This window comes from Paenibacillus sp. AD87 (assembly GCF_001659845.1).
In the GTDB taxonomy this organism is placed as follows: Bacteria; Bacillota; Bacilli; order Paenibacillales; family Paenibacillaceae; genus Paenibacillus; species Paenibacillus marchantiae.
This window is the reverse complement of sequence record NZ_LXQN01000019.1, coordinates 466,548-482,681: the sequence shown is the minus strand read 5'-3', so window position 1 is coordinate 482,681 and position 16,134 is coordinate 466,548. Positions and strand designations below refer to the sequence as shown.

Sequence of the window (16,134 nt, the reverse complement as noted above, 5' to 3'; positions counted from 1 at the left end):
CAAGGCGTTATCGCCGATTCGCTACCTTGTCCCATTCTTTGTCGAGTGTATCCAGATAGTTGTCGATGTTCTTGTTTTGCAAAAAGGACTGTACGATGGAATTCAGCTGCACCGCAGCCGGAATATAGTGATCGGCGAAGTCGATAACCTTGCCCTGCTCAATGTAAGGTGTCAGTTCCTGTACAGCAGGATCATCTTGTTTTACACCTTCCACCGCAGAGAACAGCGTCTGTTCCTTAATGTACTTGCCTATATTTTCAGGCTCCAGCAGAAACGCGACGAACTGCTCGGCCTGCTCCTTGTTTGGTGTATTCGCTGAAATGGTAAACAGAGAGTCGATTCCGTTCACCAGCTTGATCTGGCTCGGATCGTTGCCTGTCGGGAATGGGAAGAAACCAATATCCACATTCGGGTTCGCTTTGCGAATCTCGGAGATCGCCCAGGTACCCTGGATGTACATATAAGCTTCACCATTGGCAAAGGCACGGTTACCATCCGAATACGCTTTACCGAAGTTGTCGCCGTGACCGTAATTCATCAGCTCCAACTGCTTCTCCGCAACCTCACGGTATTTCTCCTTGAAGGTCACTTTGTTCTCGCGACGCTCCAGGTAGAAATCAATACCAACCAAGTTAGGTCCGAGTGCATTGAACGGCAGATTCGTCTGCCAATCATCCTTGTATGTGAAGTAAAACGGAATTTTACCCGCATCCTTAATTTTTTTGGCTGTAGCAATCAGCTCGTCCCAGGTCTTGGGTACGTTCAGACCCATTTCTTTAAACAAGGTTTTGTTGTACATGATGCCGTTTGCATTTGTTGCGTATGGAACACCTGTCACTTCATCCATGCCCGTGACATCCTTCAGCATCTTTATGTAGTTGGGATCGATCGTTTTTAACAGTGGACTGTCTGTCAGATCGGCGAAAATATCACTCTGTGCAAGAATGGAATAGGTATCGGTTGCCCCCATTGCCATAATGTCTGGTACATCGTTCTTCACCACACGTGTCTTCAGCACCGTCTCCGCGTCAGGTGGATTCACCTGAGTGACCTGAATATCGGGGTGTTCGGCGTTGAATGTTTTGATTAATTCGTCAAAGGTTCCTTTGGCTTCGGGTTTGTTCTGAAAAAATTCAACCTGCACTTTGCCATTGGCATTATTCCCGCTAGTGCAGGAAGACAGAAGTACAGCCGTTATTCCACAAAGCAGCATTAACCCGAGTGCCTTGGTAAGCGATGTTCTCATGTTGTACCTCCCTCAGCTTATATACGTAAAGATTTACCCATTAAATTAGTGAAGTAACCACGTGGTTAATCCTTCCACCGTTTTATACTTAGAGCGTTGACTATAATGTGTCCTATTATTCCTAAAACGGTTTCGGTAAAAATGAATCAGTCCCACTGACCGCGAGTCCGCTCGTCGACATAACAAAAAAAGGACATTGGAATATATCCAATGTCCATCATGTATTCAGTTACGCTGCTTACATCACAGCTGTTGTTAACTCTTTATCAACGCTCTATTTTCGGCAAAGCATTACGTAAACGCTTGGCTCGGTAACTCTGAAATGCACGGATTAACATGCCGATGACCAGCATAACCACGCCAACATTTATCGCTACATCCGCCAAATTGAGAATACCACGTCCCGACGGAAATACGAGAAAATCCGTTACACGTGCGTAGATAAAACGATCGATTGCATTACCCAAAGCACCACCGACCATGAAACCGGCACCTGTCTGCATCCAGAAACCGCGAATCTCACCTTTTCTCCGATAATACATCATGCCCGCCACGAATAGAATGGCGACCACACCGAACAGACGCGCATTCCCTTGAAACAGGCTGCCTGCCATTCCACTATTCTCATAATGCTGCAATTGCATTCCCGAGTCGCCAAGCCTCATCGTGTCCCCAACTTCCATATACATCCTCACCGCCATCTTGGTTCCCTGATCAACCAAGGTAACCAGCAGTGCTACAAAATAAAATAACATTGTGCCACTCCTCCTGCCGGACGCTCAAAAGTTAAACTAAAGGGTCTCCGCTGTAACATTTCCTTCACTTTAACACACCCGAAGCGTTGTCACCAACTGGACAGAGAACGCGCCATTGCAAACCATCAGGAAGGATTTTTCCGCTTTAATATATGATAGGTATTGCTGAACATGCCGAACAACACACCTGTAATCGGAAATATGGCCCAGTTAACGTCCCATCGCTGGTATACAAAGCCTGTGAACAGAAAAAACGCCGTAGCCAAAGGCCATACGATTGCCCCCACTGCGCCTACAATCCTTTCCTGCTCCTTCTTATCAGCACTAAAGTGTGGCTCCTCCAGCAATTTCGTGTAAGCCCCCTGAATATTACCGTAATAAATGAACAGGAACACACCCACCGCTGCCATCAACATAAAGAGAGAGACACCGTAAGATGCGTAGACATCGTTAATATATGCACCCGCGAAAATAAAAACGGGTGACAGCACGCACAGACCGACGCCTGTAATGATCGAAACGCGGTACGTCAGCGCGAAATGGGCCTGATTGCGTTGAAGTGACATCTTGAGCGCATAGGGCAACTGAAAGCCCTTCTCCATATACTTGAAGCGATCAAGCTTCATCCCGCTGTGAATAAACATGCCGACTGCAAAGGCGATCAGTACAAACATCCCGATCAACCCTATCAGGCTGCCCGTTTCCATCGATCCTGTCATGGACTTGATATTGTTGTGTTCAAAAAATGTATCAAGGAATATCAGGAAGGCCACCCCGGATGCGCAGAGAAAAACGCCAAGTCCTGTCCACAGACCCACGCTGCGTTTGACAGCAGCATAATCGTAAGCCTCTTCCTCCGTCAGCACAGGTGCTGCTTCTCCGACCTCATCTGGTTGAATACCGAGCTCAGCTGTTAACTCCTCGATATTGCCAAATTCCGAAATCACAATACCAATTGCCTCATTCTCCGATTTGCCCTCTCGCTTCAGTTCCAAGTATTTATCTTCCATCCCCGAGAGAAGCTCCTGTTTCAAACGCTCCACCTCGGAGGTCTTCGGCAGACCAGCAAACATGTTTTCCAGATACACCATAATCGTCTCCATGCTCTGTCACCACTCCCTGATAAATAGATTTACAACCTCCTGCGTAATCTTCCATTCCTCGCATTTTTCCTTGTAATAATCAAGGCCGAGCGGCGTGATCCGGTAATACGTACGCCGCTTCCCAAGACTCTCATCGCGGTAGAATGATTCAATGTACCCGTTCTTCTCCAATCGGGTGAAGGCAGAATATAGTGTCGTCTCTTTCATCACATACTTCTCATCTGTCAACTGCCTGATGTTTTTGGAAATCTCGTATCCGTACGACTCCCCTTCCAGCAGCAAATAGAGAATTAGCGTATCGTTGTAGCCGCGTATAACATCACTGCTGATCACAAAAGGTAATCCTCCTCCGTTACTTCATCTGTCGTAGTAGTTGAAGTATATCATAACTTACTACGACAGGTGAAGTAGTTAGACATAAAATGGGCAAAAAAAATCCGTACCTGGAATAGGCACGGATGATGAATACTTTTATTGGAGTTAAAACCACAATTTTATTGAATAGCAGAGAGCACATCCAGCAGCATGGATTTGAATTTCGGACGGTCAATGGCCTCACAGACGCGTACATTCGGCTCTTTACCGAAACGTCCGTTGATATCCACAACGCTATATCCGCGCGTTAACTCTCCTGCTGCTTCTACATCCACATAATACTGACCGGATTTGGTCATGAGGGACTCATCTGCGGCAACAGCCATCAGCAACGTATCCGGGTGAGTGGTGCCATTCAGTTTATGTACCGATTTGTTGAACTGCATAACCACTTTGTTGATGGCTGTGAAGAAATCGGCACCAGATGTACCCAGTGCTGCAATTTCAGCGTGATCATCATCATCCATAACAGAATACTGAGTACACATTTCCCAGCCAACCATGGTCGTCGGAATGCCTGCGTTCAATACAATTTTGGCTGCTTCCGGATCTACATAGAAGTTATACTCCGCGGCTGGTGTGATATTACCCAGTGCATTATTCGTTCCACCCATGATGTAGAGGTGAGCAATCTCCGGAATAATGGTTGGGTCCTTCTGGATTGCCATCGCAATGTTGGTCAGAGGTGCAATGGCCAGAAGCGAGATTTTGCCCGGATGTGCGTGTACCTTTTCAATGATAAAATCAACCGCATGCCCTGCCTCTGGACGCTGGTCTGCCTTCGGGAAATGGGCTCCGCCCATGCCGTCATCGCCATGTACGTCTTCCACCGTGCGGTGCTGGGCCTTACCATAGGCCATCAATGGGCGTTCGCACCCTTTGTACACAGGCACCTTGCCGCCATGTCCAGCAACCTGTACCGTGTACAGGGCATTTTCAACCTCCTGGTCAAACTGTACGTTCCCACCTGTAATCGTAATGCCCTCCACCTGGAAATGGTGCAGTGCCGTCAGGATCGCAATCGTATCGTCTCCTGCTGTATCTGTATCGATGATGACTTTTCTCATGATGCCGCGCTCCTTCTTCGTTGAATTGATATTCATTCCAAATAAACACTAGGGTTTATTTTACATCAAAAACGTACCGATGACGATGGAAACGCCGATGATAATGGAACGCAGCAGCTGTGCTACCGCCATATTGCCTCGTGCGATTTCGTCACAGACCCGCATCTTGGGAATCAGGAAGTCAAATATAATATAGACCAGACACAAAATAATGATTCCAAGCGCCGACCAGAGCAGCATATCCAGCCATGAATGCGTGGAGAAGGACACCATGCCCACAATGATACACAGGCCCAGCAATTTGCTGCCCATATACATGCCTGCCGCCTCGTTACCTTTCGCGATTTCCTCGCTATCGTTATACCGGGTCAATTGGCTAAAAGCGAAATACCCACATACCAATACTACCAGCAGAATGCCTACACCTACCGCTACATTCAGCAGGTTCAATCCCAAATTGTCCATTCCTTCTCCTCCTCGTCATCCATCCGTTCATTGACCACAGCCGCACAATAATAGGCCATATCTCCGGTTACCTTCTCCCCGATCCGGGGCAGCACACCGGCAAAACGTCCACCGATGACAAACACTCCTGTAAGCAAATAACCGCTGTATTCGCCATCTTCTGTCTGAATCACGGCCTGTTCCATCGGTACCAGCTGCTGATATATTTTAGGCTGATTATTATAATAGGCTGCGATCTCATCTTCTTCTTGCAGTTCGGCTATTGTGTTGGAGTTCGTAGGGGCGTGCAGCTGATGAGAAGCAGCCGTTTGGCCTGCATGATGATCCGATCCCTCACCCAGCAACGATGTGCCTCGACCTTCGCGGCCCCAATAGCTTTTAGCCACATAAGGCATTGCGCTCCATTCGAAAGGTCCAGCTTCGAAATAAGTAGGTAGCAGATAACGCGAAATCGCCCCTAACTCTGCATCGTTAAACAGCCGAAACCCGCAATATTCCATGGTTTGTTCATTGCGTTCATAGAGTGACCAGATCGCCGCCATGAAACCCTTGCTCTGCATCAGCACATGCTGTGCAGGATTCATCAGACCCAGGCGGTTATCCTGAACCAATTCAAGCAGTGCTGCGCCGATGTCCACGCCGGTCGTTTCATCTCGATCATCGATTAGATATTCCAGGGGATAGAGCCGGTACAACAGGTTGATCTCGCGTCCATGATGGTAGAGCGCCTTCCCTGGAATAATCTCCAACTCCTCCAGAGGAGCGTAGAACGTTTCATACCCCGCCTTCTGGCACAGCTTCATCAGATACTCCGTATTGGTCCGATCCTCCACATGCTCTCCAAATGAAGTAAAGGTCACCGGGCCCAGCAAACCCTGCTGTGCGTAAGCATCCAGCCAGCGGTGAAAGCATTCCCGGATACATTCATCCATTCCTTTGGACGGAGCATGGAGCGATGTTTTTTCAACCATCCCCACCAAAATACCTTCCAATGCAGCTGCTTCAGGTATGCCGGTTGGGGTATCCGTGTTATTTTCAATACATTTAGGTCCGGCTTCCCCAATAATCCAGTCCTGCCGAGTAATCCCGCCTGTCACCATCTCCATACGAGACGCCGGAATAAGGCCGGGATGAATGCCCAGCTGCTGCTCCAGGAAAGAGTCGGGCATGTATTGCTGAATAAAACGCATCACCTTGCAATAAATCCCGTCTACAGCCTCAACTGCTGCACGCAATTCCTGCATCTCCGCAGGGGAATAAACCGTCAATGCAGGCACACAATATTGCTTGCCATACATGCGATGGTAGGGAACCTGTTGCCCTGCTTCGCCCCTGAATACTTCTTCATGACTGAACGGCAGTTGGTATATATGCCTCATCAGGTTCTAACCTCCCGAACTGCGGAAGAAGCTGCCAAAGCCGCTCGATTTTGAACTGGATTTGCTGTAGGAGCTGCTGTCCTTGTTGCTCCGATAGGACGATCCGCCACCGTAATAATAGTGCCCACTGCTGGAGTCATATTCACATCCGGTATCGTATTCCGGGTCACACTCGTCGCTATTGCTGCTACAACCGGATAATACGGCTGGAACCGCAAGCATTAGCGAGAAGGCAACCAGCTTTGCGCGTGATCCAGGTTTGGGTTTGGGATTTTCGTCCATTACAAATCTACCTCCTTCATAAAAAACAACACTTTCTTGCGATCCGCATCCAGCACGGAATACACAAATTCATAGGTCGTACCGCCCCGGACCATGTAATGGTCCAGCAGTTGCTCGGCAAGCTCCATCGTGTACGAGGAGGATTCTGCCAAGTCCAATTCCTGAAATGCACTCCCATTCCACAGCATATATTCCGCACTGTACATGGAGGAGATTTTACACATTGCCAGTGCAGCGTCCGCAATCGCTGTACCGTATTCCGCAGGTTTTTGATTGTCATACTCGGTCACGTAAACTGCATGCTCCCGACGATCCTCGCATTCATTGGACAAATGCGCCCAGAGCTTATTTTTCATCAGGGTAGCATCGACCAGCTTGCGCATGAAGAGCTCATCGCGAGTACCCGATACCTGCTCTAGTACGCCCGTCTCCACCTGCCGGTCATCCGACCAGTTCCGATAAGTCAATGAATAATAAATAACGATAACCTGCCTTTCTGTGAGCTCTAAGAGGAGCCGTTTCAATACACACAAACGTATTTAACGCATGAGAAGGAAAAAAGTTACACTATTCCCGATGACATGTAAAAAAGCATTTTGCATAAATCCCAAGAGTGGTTTTCAATCAGCAAGATATAGATCGAAATGAATCTATTCGTCTAGATCTTTTACCCGCGAACAATAAGAATCGAATTATGCAAAATGCTAGTAAAGATAACATTGTGGCGATACACAATTTTACCAGCTAATTACCTCGGATATCATCCCGTTATAAAGCTAACTTTGAAAATCAAAAAGGCCAGAGATCTTCCTCCGGCCTTCTTTCCTTCTTTATCTATTTCAAGATCTATTTCAAGAGAAGCCCCATAATCTGACCTGTCTCACAGCTCTGCCCACTGGGCCAACATATCATTGTATTCACCAGACAATTGCTCACGTTCGTTCCACATTTGCTCCAGCTCGTTTGGATTATCCTGCACGGATTCAAGCTGACGATCCATCTCCTGGATTTGCCCTTCAAGACGGGCCAATCTCTGCTCCAATTGTTCAGCGGACAGCTTTTTGGAAGTGGCCGTTGTATTAGGCGTGCTACCGGACTTCGTCTCCTGTTTCGGTTTTGAACTCCCACGTGATGGAGTGGCAAAAACTGTTATATGCTGATTTGCCGCGGCTGCGCGGGCTTGCAGATCAAGCTTCTTCTCGCGATAGGCTTCATAGTCTCCCAGATAAGCGGTCATCCGCCCATTCTCCAGTTCCCACACCCGGGAAGCGAGTCGATTGACGAAGTAGCGGTCATGTGAGATGGCAAGCACCGTGCCTTCGAAATCAACAAGCGACTCTTCGAGCGCTTCCCTCGAAGCGATATCCAGATGGTTGGTCGGTTCATCCAGCAAAAGCACATTCGGCTTGCGCTGAACCAGCAGAGCCAGCCTTAGCCGCGTCCATTCCCCACCAGACAACTGTCCTACCGAGCGAAATACATCTGCTCCATAGAATAGATATCGAGCCAAAATGCCGCGTGCCTCTCCTTCTTCCACGCCCGCTTCCAGACGGAAGTACTCCAACACATTCAGCTTCGGATTGGAAGGCTCCTCCTGTTGAGCCAGATAACCAACATCTACACGTGCACCCCACTCCAGGTTACCTGCACTTGGTTGTTCCTCGCCCAACAGCAGCTTGAACAACGTTGTTTTGCCTGAACCATTGCGTCCAATAAGGGCAATTTTGTCGCCATATTCGAGTAATCCCGATACACCGCGCAGAATCTGACGTTCTCCATAAGCCTTTTCAACCTGTTCCATAACGGCCACACGTTTTCCCGTACGGTCCGTAGGACGAACATCGAAGTCGGCGTTACGGCGCTCCAATACCGGGCGCTTCACCTGTTCCATCCGTTCGATTGCTTTACGCATCGAAGCCGCGCGACGGAAGAACTTTTCATTTCCCCCGACTCGGCCCCATTCTTCCAGTTGGCGGATCGTTTCTTTCATTTTTTTGATCACCTTCTGCTGCTCCTTGAACTCCTCGAATTGCTGCAACAGTCGTTGTTCCTTCACTTTCATATATTCCGTATAACCGCCAGCGGACGTTTCTGCTTCTCCATCCTCCAGCTCTAACGTCCGGGATGCTACACGGTCCAAAAAGTAGCGATCATGTGAGATCAGGATAATCGTACCTGTGTACTCACGCAAAAATCCTTCCAGCCATTCCACCCGCTCCAGATCAAGATGGTTGGTCGGCTCATCCAGCAACAACAGATCAGGGCTTACAATTAACTGTGAAGCCAGCACAACCCGGGTCTGTTCACCACCAGACAATGAACCAAACCGCCATCCGTAATGCTCCTTGGCAATATCCAGACCGTCCGCCACCTGATCAATCCGGGCATCCTTCTCATATCCGCCCTCGCGCTCGAACTGGTCCTGCAATGCCGCGTACCGCTTCAACAGTCGCTCCAATTGGTTGGGATCGGATGCACAGTCTGGATCGGACATCTGCTGCTCCATTTCCTTCATTTGACTCCGGCACGCCATAAGCTCCCTGAATCCAAGACTCAGCACATCTAGCACCGTGTAATTATCCATTCCCTCCGGCACCTGAGCCACGTAACCGATACGTGTATCCTTCTTGATCATCAATTGTCCTTCATCCGGTTGATTCAGTCGTGCCATCAGGCGCATCAATGTTGTTTTGCCGCTTCCGTTGCGGCCGATCAGGGCGACTTTGTCGCCTTCCATAATTTCAAACGTAATGCCGTCCAGCACCAGATGTGCTCCGTGGTATTGAGTCAGTTGTTGTGCGCTAATAATCATCATAATAAGGTTCCTCCTATGGATTGGAAGATCCTGACCGCAACACAAAAAGAGCCGCAGGAGGTTAGCTCCGCGGCCCTTCAGAATTCAAGCAATATCGCTTATCGTCCGAATGAGGTCAAGGCAGGCATCTTCTCGCAAATGTTAATTTCCGTATATTCAAAATTGGACAGACTTCTCCCGTTGGTCAGAAAAGTATGAACAATGCCAGCCATAGCAATCGGCAGCTGGCTAATACGGTTGTTAAGCATCTCGTGATTCACCTGTCTTCACCTCCCTTGTCATAATTAATGTCAATATATCACAGACGAATGCATTCCTGCAACCGTCCGATCGCCCAATTCGCTCTTACTGTACAGCAGCTTAACCCTCCGATTAATTCCGTCTCCGACGCCGAAACACTACATCCGTAATCGCCACCGTAATTAGTGTCAACATTCCCGCTGCACCCAGCGATGCACCAAGCAAGGCATAACCGATACCGTTCCACCCGCCAATCTCAATGCTAATCATGATCACAACGGCTCCGCCGAGCAAGGCCACACATGGCAGTATATATTGAACCCCGGTCATTCGACGTCCCTGCAACCGATAGATGAGCCATTCGATCAGCAGCTGCACAGCCCACATGCCAAGCGTCCACAGGATGAGTACTTCCATAAGGTTCTCCTCCTTCTTGCTGAATGGTTAGAGCCTTCGTTACAGACCTCTCATTATTTCAACCAGTTGGCAAAGAACTCCCGGTATCCCTCTTTCATGATCGTGCGCGAAAAAGCACCAAAAGCATACTCACGGTTGTCTTCCGAAACACTACGCGGCGCGGCAGCAGCCATATTCACCAATTCAAACCAGTTATCCTCATTTCCTGCAAAAGCATGCGTGGAACGGATGTGTCCATAGCAGGCATGCTCCGGTTTCACAACCATTTTGCCCATCGCCATCGCTTCGGTCAGCGGCATCGCAAACGTATCAAAAGCCGAACAGCTCCAATACACCTTGGACGAGTTCATTAGGGTAAATACTTCATCCTGTGTCAGCGCGAATTGCAATTTTACGTTGTCCGGAATGTTGTATTTCTTCATGCTTTCCTCATAGCGGCGACCGCCGAATACCATGTATACTTCCTTGTCCGGGTTCTGCCGGGCGTATTCCAGCACCAGATCCGGGCGACGATTCGCTTCATCCCGACCGATCCAGAGCACACGATTATGCACAACCTGACTCGGGTCGTAGTGGCGGTTTGCGAGCTCTTCGCTAAAGCCAATCGGGATAACGTTCACGTCATGTACACCGAAATTGCGGCCCAATTCTGTTTTTAGGAACTCCGTCTGCACAATCGCTTTATCCACCATCGTATAAAATGGCTTCATCATCTCATACCCCGTCAGCGCCGGGTCGGGAAAGCTGTGCGGGAACAACACACTCTTCGGTAAAAACATCTTCAAGAACGTAAACCCGGATACGGTGTAGATGACATGCTCTATATTTTGGCTATATATCTGGTCCAGTACGATATCATAGTTCACCAGGTCACCTTTCTCATGCTCATAACCCGGCAACCAGTCATACCCGCTGACATGGCGCTCCGGCGAGATGAACACAATTTCCACGCCCAGCTCCAGCCCGATCTGCTTCAACCGATCCGCAAATACGCGCGGGCCCTGTGCCTCCGAGAATTGAATTTTACGCATTACGAGTCCTACTTTACGCATGTTCTGCACCCCTCATTTCTATTCCCTTCAACACTGCTTCATGCACTGTTTCAGCGTCATTGTCGTCTCGTGCCACTGGTTCCGCAGCTGTTCCTCCGGCCATACACAGTCTGCACTTCTCAGATCCCCATCAATCAGACGCAGCATCCAGAGCGAGAATACAATGGCATATGCACGGTACCACCTTTTAAAAGAAACCCGGTCAACCTGAACGCTATGGCGCTCCAGCCCGTCCAGATAAACATCAATAATTCGCTCCCGCAGCTCAGGCGTAACAGTTCTTGGGAACAGCGGATGCGATAGATCCACCAGATGATACACGTCCCAAAGAGCCGTATTCAGATGCGCATGCTCCCAATCGATAATTACCAGCCTGCCATTCACATCGGCCATGTTGCCGGGATGAAGATCTCCGTGACACAAAACACGAGGTAACTCCTCCTCTGCCGTATGGATTAGCGCGGCGATGTTGTGCCAATCCGATGGTGACAGCGAGACCTCCAGCTTGGACAACAAATCAGCAGTGGATTCCTTTTGCCCAAGCAGATCATCCAGCATGTCTCGGATTGGGGGTTTCTGACCCACTCGGGGCAGCTCACCCCAATCTGCAACAGATAATGTGTGCCACTCCGCCATATGTGTAGCAGCAGCCAGCATCGTCTCTTCCCGCGAATCATGCACTAGTTCACCCAGATCCTCATAGATGATCCAGCTCTGTTCCGCGTTAATTTCACGGTCTGATGCAGCAATTAGCGCTGGATATATAGGGGGTAATACTGAGAGCACATGCCTCGACATCCATTGTTCACGTCCATGTTGTGCAGGATTGGTCAGCGGTTTGAAAATATAACTCTCCCCGGTACGAACAGTGAAACGCTCCACATATTTACCATTCATCCCTTTGTAGAGCCGTTCCCTGCTTGTTATATATTGTTCATTCAACGTCCCTTCGGGAGTCACCCAGCGATGCGCCTGCACGTCTTCATTCACGCCATTCACCATCCATTTCGTTCCCCAGACCAGGAGCTGGCGCCGCTGATGTTTGCCTTTGCAGCCCTACTTCTGCCCATGCTCCGTGCCCGCTTATCCGTTATTATTTCTATCCATCATACGTTGCCGTTCACAAGCCTGCAAGCTTTGAGCGAAAGCACTTTCCTAGCATTAAATAAGAGATTTCGAAATGACAGTTGCAATTTAGTTAGTAATCACTTACTATACAATCATGAAGAACAAACCTCATGTAGACAGCAAAAAGAAAGACATCCTACAAGCGGCGATGCGCTTGTTTGCAACCAAAGGCGTTGACGGCATTTCCGTCAAAGAGATCGGTGACGCCGCCGGAGTAACAGATGCGGCGATTTACAAACATTTTAAAAACAAAGATGCTGTTGCCCTTGAGGCCTTCACCCAATATTGCGCAGACTATACCGCCCTGATTGACGGGTATGTTCGCCAGGAGGGCCCGGTGCTGGAACGCTTCCGGCAACTGATTACCGAAGTTCTCCACCTGCATGATGAAGATCCCTACGGACTGCTGCTGATCTCACAAAATCACGAGATTTTCATTGAAGCTGGAAGCAGCGAAGATTACCGTCAGCCGCTGGATGCGTTGATTGATCTAATCGATCAGGGAATTATGCGAGGTGAGCTGCCCGCTCAGGATTCACGGCTCACGGCCGTTCTGGTCATTGGTGCTATTACGCGTCTGGCCGTATCCAGTATGCAAGGTGAACTGCCAGAGCTGCTTGTTCCATACACCGGAGAAACCGTTCACCGCCTTGTGTCGATGTTGGGCCAGGGGGCAAATGATATGGGGCAGAAGCGGGCGGAATAGCTTTGCGAAGATCGTTCCGGTCTGTCGGCGATCAAGAGATGCATCTGATCGCACAGTGCTCCAGTGTAAAAACATTCTTTTAAATTAGAAGCGCCGGCTTCAACTGACTTTCAGGAGGTTCCTGAATATTTACCAGGTCATTCGTGACCTTTTCTTTTTGCAAATGAGGTTAGTGTTCATTAACTAAAACAGAGGACGTGTCATCATTATGAAGAAAATATTAATTATCCAAGGCAACCCCGTCTCCCCAAGTTACAATGGCGCAATCGCCGAAGCTTATCGTAAAGGCGCTGTGCAGGCAGGTGCCGAGGTTCGCATGATCACCCTCAACGAGTTGGAATTCAACATGAATCTAGCAGGTGGATACCGCAATAAACTTCCACTTGAACCCGACTTGCTGGAAGCCCAAGAGGCGATTAAATGGGCAGAGCATCTCGTATGGGTATTTCCGATTTGGTGGGGAGGCCCCCCTGCCCTGTTAAAAGGGTTCATTGATCGAATCTTTATGCCAGGCTATGCCTTCAAGTATCACAAGGGGAAACTTTTTCCGGACCAACTGCTCAAAGGTCGCACCGCCCGCATGATCACCACCATGGATGGTCCGAACTGGTACTACAAATGGTTCCAGGGTGAACCTGCACACAAAATGATGAAGATCTCCACCTTTGCTCTGACAGGCATCAAACCTGTGCGCATAACACCTGTAGATCTGGTCGGCAAACAGTCCGAGGAACAGAGAAAGAAATGGCTGGAGAAAATTGAGCAGCTTGGACAGAAATTGGGGTAAAAAAACAACTCGTTCTTGAAGGGATTTTCACATAATGTTATCACTAAGTTAAACGATATATTCTTCTAACAATTTATATTCGAGAATATTTACATTTAATAGAAAGAAATTAAACTTAACCAAAAAAGATACTGCGTGCATAAGCACAGCAGTATCTTTGTCCATAGATGAACGCTATTCAAGTAGATGGGATAACTCAACTCCAAGACAGACTAAGCTTCCAATGCAATGCCTTCATAGAACCGACGAATGACCTTCTCGGCTGGTTTACCATAAACTCCGTATCCATCATCACTCAAGGCATCCTGCTCCTGATGCAGATGGGCGCTCCAGTCCCACAGACCAAAGCCGCGTACCCACTCCCGCTTACTTGCATGACGGAACATGGCTTCATAGAACTGCTCCTGCTCTTCCGCATTCACTTCACCTTTCAATCCCCAGTCGTTCGGCACCTGTGCCGATCCACTGCGGCTAGGGCAGCCCGCTTCTGCGAAGAAAAAGGGTTTACCATAAGGTGCAATGGCCTGTTCAATCCGATCCAATTGCGCTTCCCAATCTCCGATGGGATAGTACCCGCTGGACGAGATGACGTCCACGGCATCCCACCAATTCACATGCCCTTCCTGATACTTGTCGGTGTTGTAGGATACTAGCCCCGAATACACTTCACGCACTCCCGCGATGACCTCGCGCCATTCCTCGCTCCGACGCTCAGACTGCACCATCTCACAACCCACAATAAACATCTCGCATTTCTCACGCTCTGCAATGGCCGCATAATGCTTCTGATACACGGTATAACTGTGGAACCAGTCTTTCCATTTCGGCTCACACGGCACATCGATATCAAAGAAGTTAATGTGTGCACGCCATGTGCCATCGGTGCAATTGACGGTTGGTTTCAGAATGACCCGCAGTCCGAGCGTGCGGGCGTAACGTATCATATCCACCAATTCATCGTCTTCCACCATATGTTCACCCTCATATTTGACCTCTACAGCCTGCGGACGATCCTGATGTGCCGCCAGTGCAAAAATAACATGCGAACTACCAGTGCGTTCAGCCATCAGACGCAAGGATTCTTTCGCTTCCGGCTTGCGGAAGTCTCCCCTACCACTCATCCAGCCAAATGTAAATCCCTTGATGTATTCCATATGCATTGTTCCGCAATGCTCCTTTTTCACTTAATGTAAAATGAATGACCGAATGTTACACGTCCAACTACGATTGCAGTACCATCAGCTTTATTTAAAATTGTTTCGCTTCAATTATAATTTGCCTTCCTCACGGTCTCCGGCAATGACTTCGTCGGTCTCGATGACGTAGTTCACAATCTCTTCGACAGTGGTATAAGCTACTCCAACGTATGTGTCGGCTGCACCATAATAGATGGCGATCCGTCCTGTCTCCGCATCATGCAATGTGGCGCATGGGAAGACGACATTGTCCACAAAGCCTTGCTCCTCATACCATTTTTCCGGTGTCAGTACGAAGTTGGAGGAACGATATTTTACTTTCGACGGTTCATCCAGATCCAGAATGACCGCACCCATGCTATAAACAAAACCATTGCATGTACCCGTTACACCGTGGTAGAACATCAGCCAGCCTTCAGACGTTTCGATCGGTGCCGGACCGCCGCCAATCTTGACCGACTGCCACCAGCCCTGACCGCCTTTGCTCATGACATGACGGTGCTTGCCCCAGTACACGAGATCCGGGCTTTCGCTCAGGAAAATGTCTCCGAACGGCGTATGCCCACTGTCGCTTGGTCTGGACAACATCACATATTTATCATTGATTTTACGTGGAAACAACACGCCATTACGGTTGAACGGAAGCATCGGATTTTCGAGACGTACAAACGTTTTGAAATCTTCCGTCTTCGCCAAGCCCAGCGCTGCACCGTAGAAATCGGTACACCAGATGATGTAATACGTATCTTCCACTTTCACCAGACGTGGGTCGTATGCATAGTTCGGCATGAAGGAATCGCCGTTCTCGTCCACAAAAGTAATTCGTTGTTCTTCAATATTCCACTTCAGGCCATCCTCACTGGATCCCATGTGCAGGTGTGGACGTCCATTAATGGTTTCTGCGCGGAATACTCCGATGAATTTCCCCTCATAAGGAATCACCGCACTGTTGAAAATACGGGCAACTCCCTTGACCGGGTTACGCGGCACAATCGGATTGGCGGAGTGTCTCCATACCGGACCTTCCGTTCCCTCCGGTTTATCCTCCCAAGGCATATTCGGCAATGCATCCCCTATAATGTGTACGTTTTTCGTATCAACAACTGTCATCGTTTCATTTC

18 protein-coding genes are annotated in these 16,134 nt (G+C 48.8%); 2 read left to right on the top strand and 16 right to left on the bottom strand.

What is annotated here, in order from left to right; genetic code table 11:
* Positions 1–7 precede the first annotated feature (7 nt).
* The 14 genes from gpAD87_RS25880 to gpAD87_RS25820 all read right to left on the bottom strand — a co-directional run bounded on the left by gpAD87_RS25880 (position 8) and on the right by gpAD87_RS25820 (position 12,198).
* Positions 8–1,213, bottom strand: a complete 1,206-nt coding sequence (locus tag gpAD87_RS25880; RefSeq protein WP_157258587.1) for an ABC transporter substrate-binding protein — start codon at positions 1,211–1,213, stop codon at positions 8–10.
* A 299-nt stretch (positions 1,214–1,512) separates the two neighbouring features.
* Positions 1,513–2,001, bottom strand: a complete 489-nt coding sequence (gene lspA, locus gpAD87_RS25875) for a signal peptidase II (RefSeq protein ID WP_064641699.1) — start codon at positions 1,999–2,001, stop codon at positions 1,513–1,515.
* A gap of 125 nt (positions 2,002–2,126) precedes the next feature.
* The gene (locus gpAD87_RS25870; protein WP_064641698.1) at positions 2,127–3,104 is read right to left on the bottom strand and encodes a permease prefix domain 1-containing protein; all 978 of its coding nucleotides are present in this window, start codon (positions 3,102–3,104) and stop codon (positions 2,127–2,129) included.
* A gap of 6 nt (positions 3,105–3,110) precedes the next feature.
* Positions 3,111–3,437, bottom strand: coding sequence for a PadR family transcriptional regulator (locus tag gpAD87_RS25865; RefSeq protein ID WP_064641697.1), 327 nt, complete (start codon positions 3,435–3,437; stop codon positions 3,111–3,113).
* A gap of 161 nt (positions 3,438–3,598) precedes the next feature.
* Positions 3,599–4,546, bottom strand: a complete 948-nt coding sequence (locus gpAD87_RS25860) for a nucleoside hydrolase (RefSeq protein ID WP_064641696.1) — start codon at positions 4,544–4,546, stop codon at positions 3,599–3,601.
* 60 nt (positions 4,547–4,606) lie between these two features.
* Positions 4,607–5,011 carry a DUF350 domain-containing protein gene (locus tag gpAD87_RS25855; protein ID WP_063567587.1) on the bottom strand — a complete coding sequence of 135 codons (405 nt, stop codon included), beginning with the start codon at positions 5,009–5,011 and terminating at the stop codon, positions 4,607–4,609.
* A complete protein-coding gene (locus tag gpAD87_RS25850; protein ID WP_064641695.1) occupies positions 4,993–6,390 on the bottom strand; it encodes a glutathionylspermidine synthase family protein in 1,398 nt (465 codons plus the stop codon). The genes gpAD87_RS25855 and gpAD87_RS25850 overlap by 19 nt, the downstream gene beginning before the upstream one ends.
* 6 nt (positions 6,391–6,396) lie before the next feature.
* The gene (locus gpAD87_RS25845) at positions 6,397–6,672 is read right to left on the bottom strand and encodes a hypothetical protein (RefSeq protein ID WP_063567585.1); all 276 of its coding nucleotides are present in this window, start codon (positions 6,670–6,672) and stop codon (positions 6,397–6,399) included.
* A complete protein-coding gene (locus tag gpAD87_RS31620; RefSeq protein WP_082935354.1) occupies positions 6,672–7,139 on the bottom strand; it encodes a hypothetical protein in 468 nt (155 codons plus the stop codon). The genes gpAD87_RS25845 and gpAD87_RS31620 overlap by 1 nt, the downstream gene beginning before the upstream one ends.
* A gap of 413 nt (positions 7,140–7,552) precedes the next feature.
* Positions 7,553–9,487, bottom strand: a complete 1,935-nt coding sequence (gene abc-f, locus gpAD87_RS25835; RefSeq protein WP_064641694.1) for a ribosomal protection-like ABC-F family protein — start codon at positions 9,485–9,487, stop codon at positions 7,553–7,555.
* Positions 9,488–9,585: 98 nt separating this feature from the next.
* Positions 9,586–9,747, bottom strand: a complete 162-nt coding sequence (locus gpAD87_RS32320; RefSeq protein ID WP_162842465.1) for a hypothetical protein — start codon at positions 9,745–9,747, stop codon at positions 9,586–9,588.
* Between the two features lie 112 nt (positions 9,748–9,859).
* Positions 9,860–10,144, bottom strand: coding sequence for a hypothetical protein (locus gpAD87_RS25830; protein WP_063567583.1), 285 nt, complete (start codon positions 10,142–10,144; stop codon positions 9,860–9,862).
* 53 nt (positions 10,145–10,197) lie between these two features.
* Positions 10,198–11,196 carry a glycosyltransferase gene (locus gpAD87_RS25825; protein WP_064641693.1) on the bottom strand — a complete coding sequence of 333 codons (999 nt, stop codon included), beginning with the start codon at positions 11,194–11,196 and terminating at the stop codon, positions 10,198–10,200.
* Between the two features lie 27 nt (positions 11,197–11,223).
* A complete protein-coding gene (locus tag gpAD87_RS25820) occupies positions 11,224–12,198 on the bottom strand; it encodes a phosphotransferase family protein (RefSeq protein ID WP_064641692.1) in 975 nt (324 codons plus the stop codon).
* Positions 12,199–12,418: 220 nt separating this feature from the next.
* Here gpAD87_RS25820 and gpAD87_RS25815 point away from each other — a divergent pair, with 220 nt between their 5' ends.
* A complete protein-coding gene (locus gpAD87_RS25815; protein WP_064641691.1) occupies positions 12,419–13,030 on the top strand; it encodes a TetR/AcrR family transcriptional regulator in 612 nt (203 codons plus the stop codon).
* Between the two features lie 205 nt (positions 13,031–13,235).
* On the top strand, positions 13,236–13,817 hold the full coding sequence (locus gpAD87_RS25810) for an NAD(P)H-dependent oxidoreductase (RefSeq protein WP_082935353.1): 582 nt from the start codon (positions 13,236–13,238) through the stop codon (positions 13,815–13,817).
* 212 nt (positions 13,818–14,029) lie between these two features.
* Here gpAD87_RS25810 and gpAD87_RS25805 read toward each other — a convergent pair whose 3' ends face one another.
* Entirely contained in the window at positions 14,030–14,971 is a 942-nt protein-coding gene (locus tag gpAD87_RS25805) for a glycoside hydrolase family 113 (RefSeq protein WP_064642031.1), read from the bottom strand.
* 114 nt (positions 14,972–15,085) lie between these two features.
* Positions 15,086–16,123 (bottom strand): glycoside hydrolase family 130 protein, encoded by a 1,038-nt coding sequence (locus gpAD87_RS25800; protein WP_064641689.1) that lies wholly within the window; start codon positions 16,121–16,123, stop codon positions 15,086–15,088.
* Between the last annotated feature and the right edge of the window lie 11 nt (positions 16,124–16,134).

What these genes read in the sequence shown, in the direction of transcription:
- gpAD87_RS25880 (WP_157258587.1), bottom strand. Translation starts at nt 1,213, where the DNA reads ATGCTGCTTTGTGGAATAACGGCTGTACTTCTGTCTTCCTGCACTAGC.
- lspA (WP_064641699.1), bottom strand. Translation starts at nt 2,001, where the DNA reads ATGTTATTTTATTTTGTAGCACTGCTGGTTACCTTGGTTGATCAGGGA.
- gpAD87_RS25870 (WP_064641698.1), bottom strand. Translation starts at nt 3,104, where the DNA reads ATGGAGACGATTATGGTGTATCTGGAAAACATGTTTGCTGGTCTGCCG.
- gpAD87_RS25860 (WP_064641696.1), bottom strand. Translation starts at nt 4,546, where the DNA reads ATGAGAAAAGTCATCATCGATACAGATACAGCAGGAGACGATACGATT.
- gpAD87_RS25855 (WP_063567587.1), bottom strand. Translation starts at nt 5,011, where the DNA reads ATGGACAATTTGGGATTGAACCTGCTGAATGTAGCGGTAGGTGTAGGC.
- gpAD87_RS25850 (WP_064641695.1), bottom strand. Translation starts at nt 6,390, where the DNA reads ATGAGGCATATATACCAACTGCCGTTCAGTCATGAAGAAGTATTCAGG.
- gpAD87_RS25845 (WP_063567585.1), bottom strand. Translation starts at nt 6,672, where the DNA reads ATGGACGAAAATCCCAAACCCAAACCTGGATCACGCGCAAAGCTGGTT.
- abc-f (WP_064641694.1), bottom strand. Translation starts at nt 9,487, where the DNA reads ATGATGATTATTAGCGCACAACAACTGACTCAATACCACGGAGCACAT.
- gpAD87_RS25830 (WP_063567583.1), bottom strand. Translation starts at nt 10,144, where the DNA reads ATGGAAGTACTCATCCTGTGGACGCTTGGCATGTGGGCTGTGCAGCTG.
- gpAD87_RS25825 (WP_064641693.1), bottom strand. Translation starts at nt 11,196, where the DNA reads ATGCGTAAAGTAGGACTCGTAATGCGTAAAATTCAATTCTCGGAGGCA.
- gpAD87_RS25820 (WP_064641692.1), bottom strand. Translation starts at nt 12,198, where the DNA reads ATGGTGAATGGCGTGAATGAAGACGTGCAGGCGCATCGCTGGGTGACT.
- gpAD87_RS25815 (WP_064641691.1), top strand. Translation starts at nt 12,419, where the DNA reads ATGAAGAACAAACCTCATGTAGACAGCAAAAAGAAAGACATCCTACAA.
- gpAD87_RS25805 (WP_064642031.1), bottom strand. Translation starts at nt 14,971, where the DNA reads ATGGAATACATCAAGGGATTTACATTTGGCTGGATGAGTGGTAGGGGA.
- gpAD87_RS25800 (WP_064641689.1), bottom strand. Translation starts at nt 16,123, where the DNA reads ATGACAGTTGTTGATACGAAAAACGTACACATTATAGGGGATGCATTG.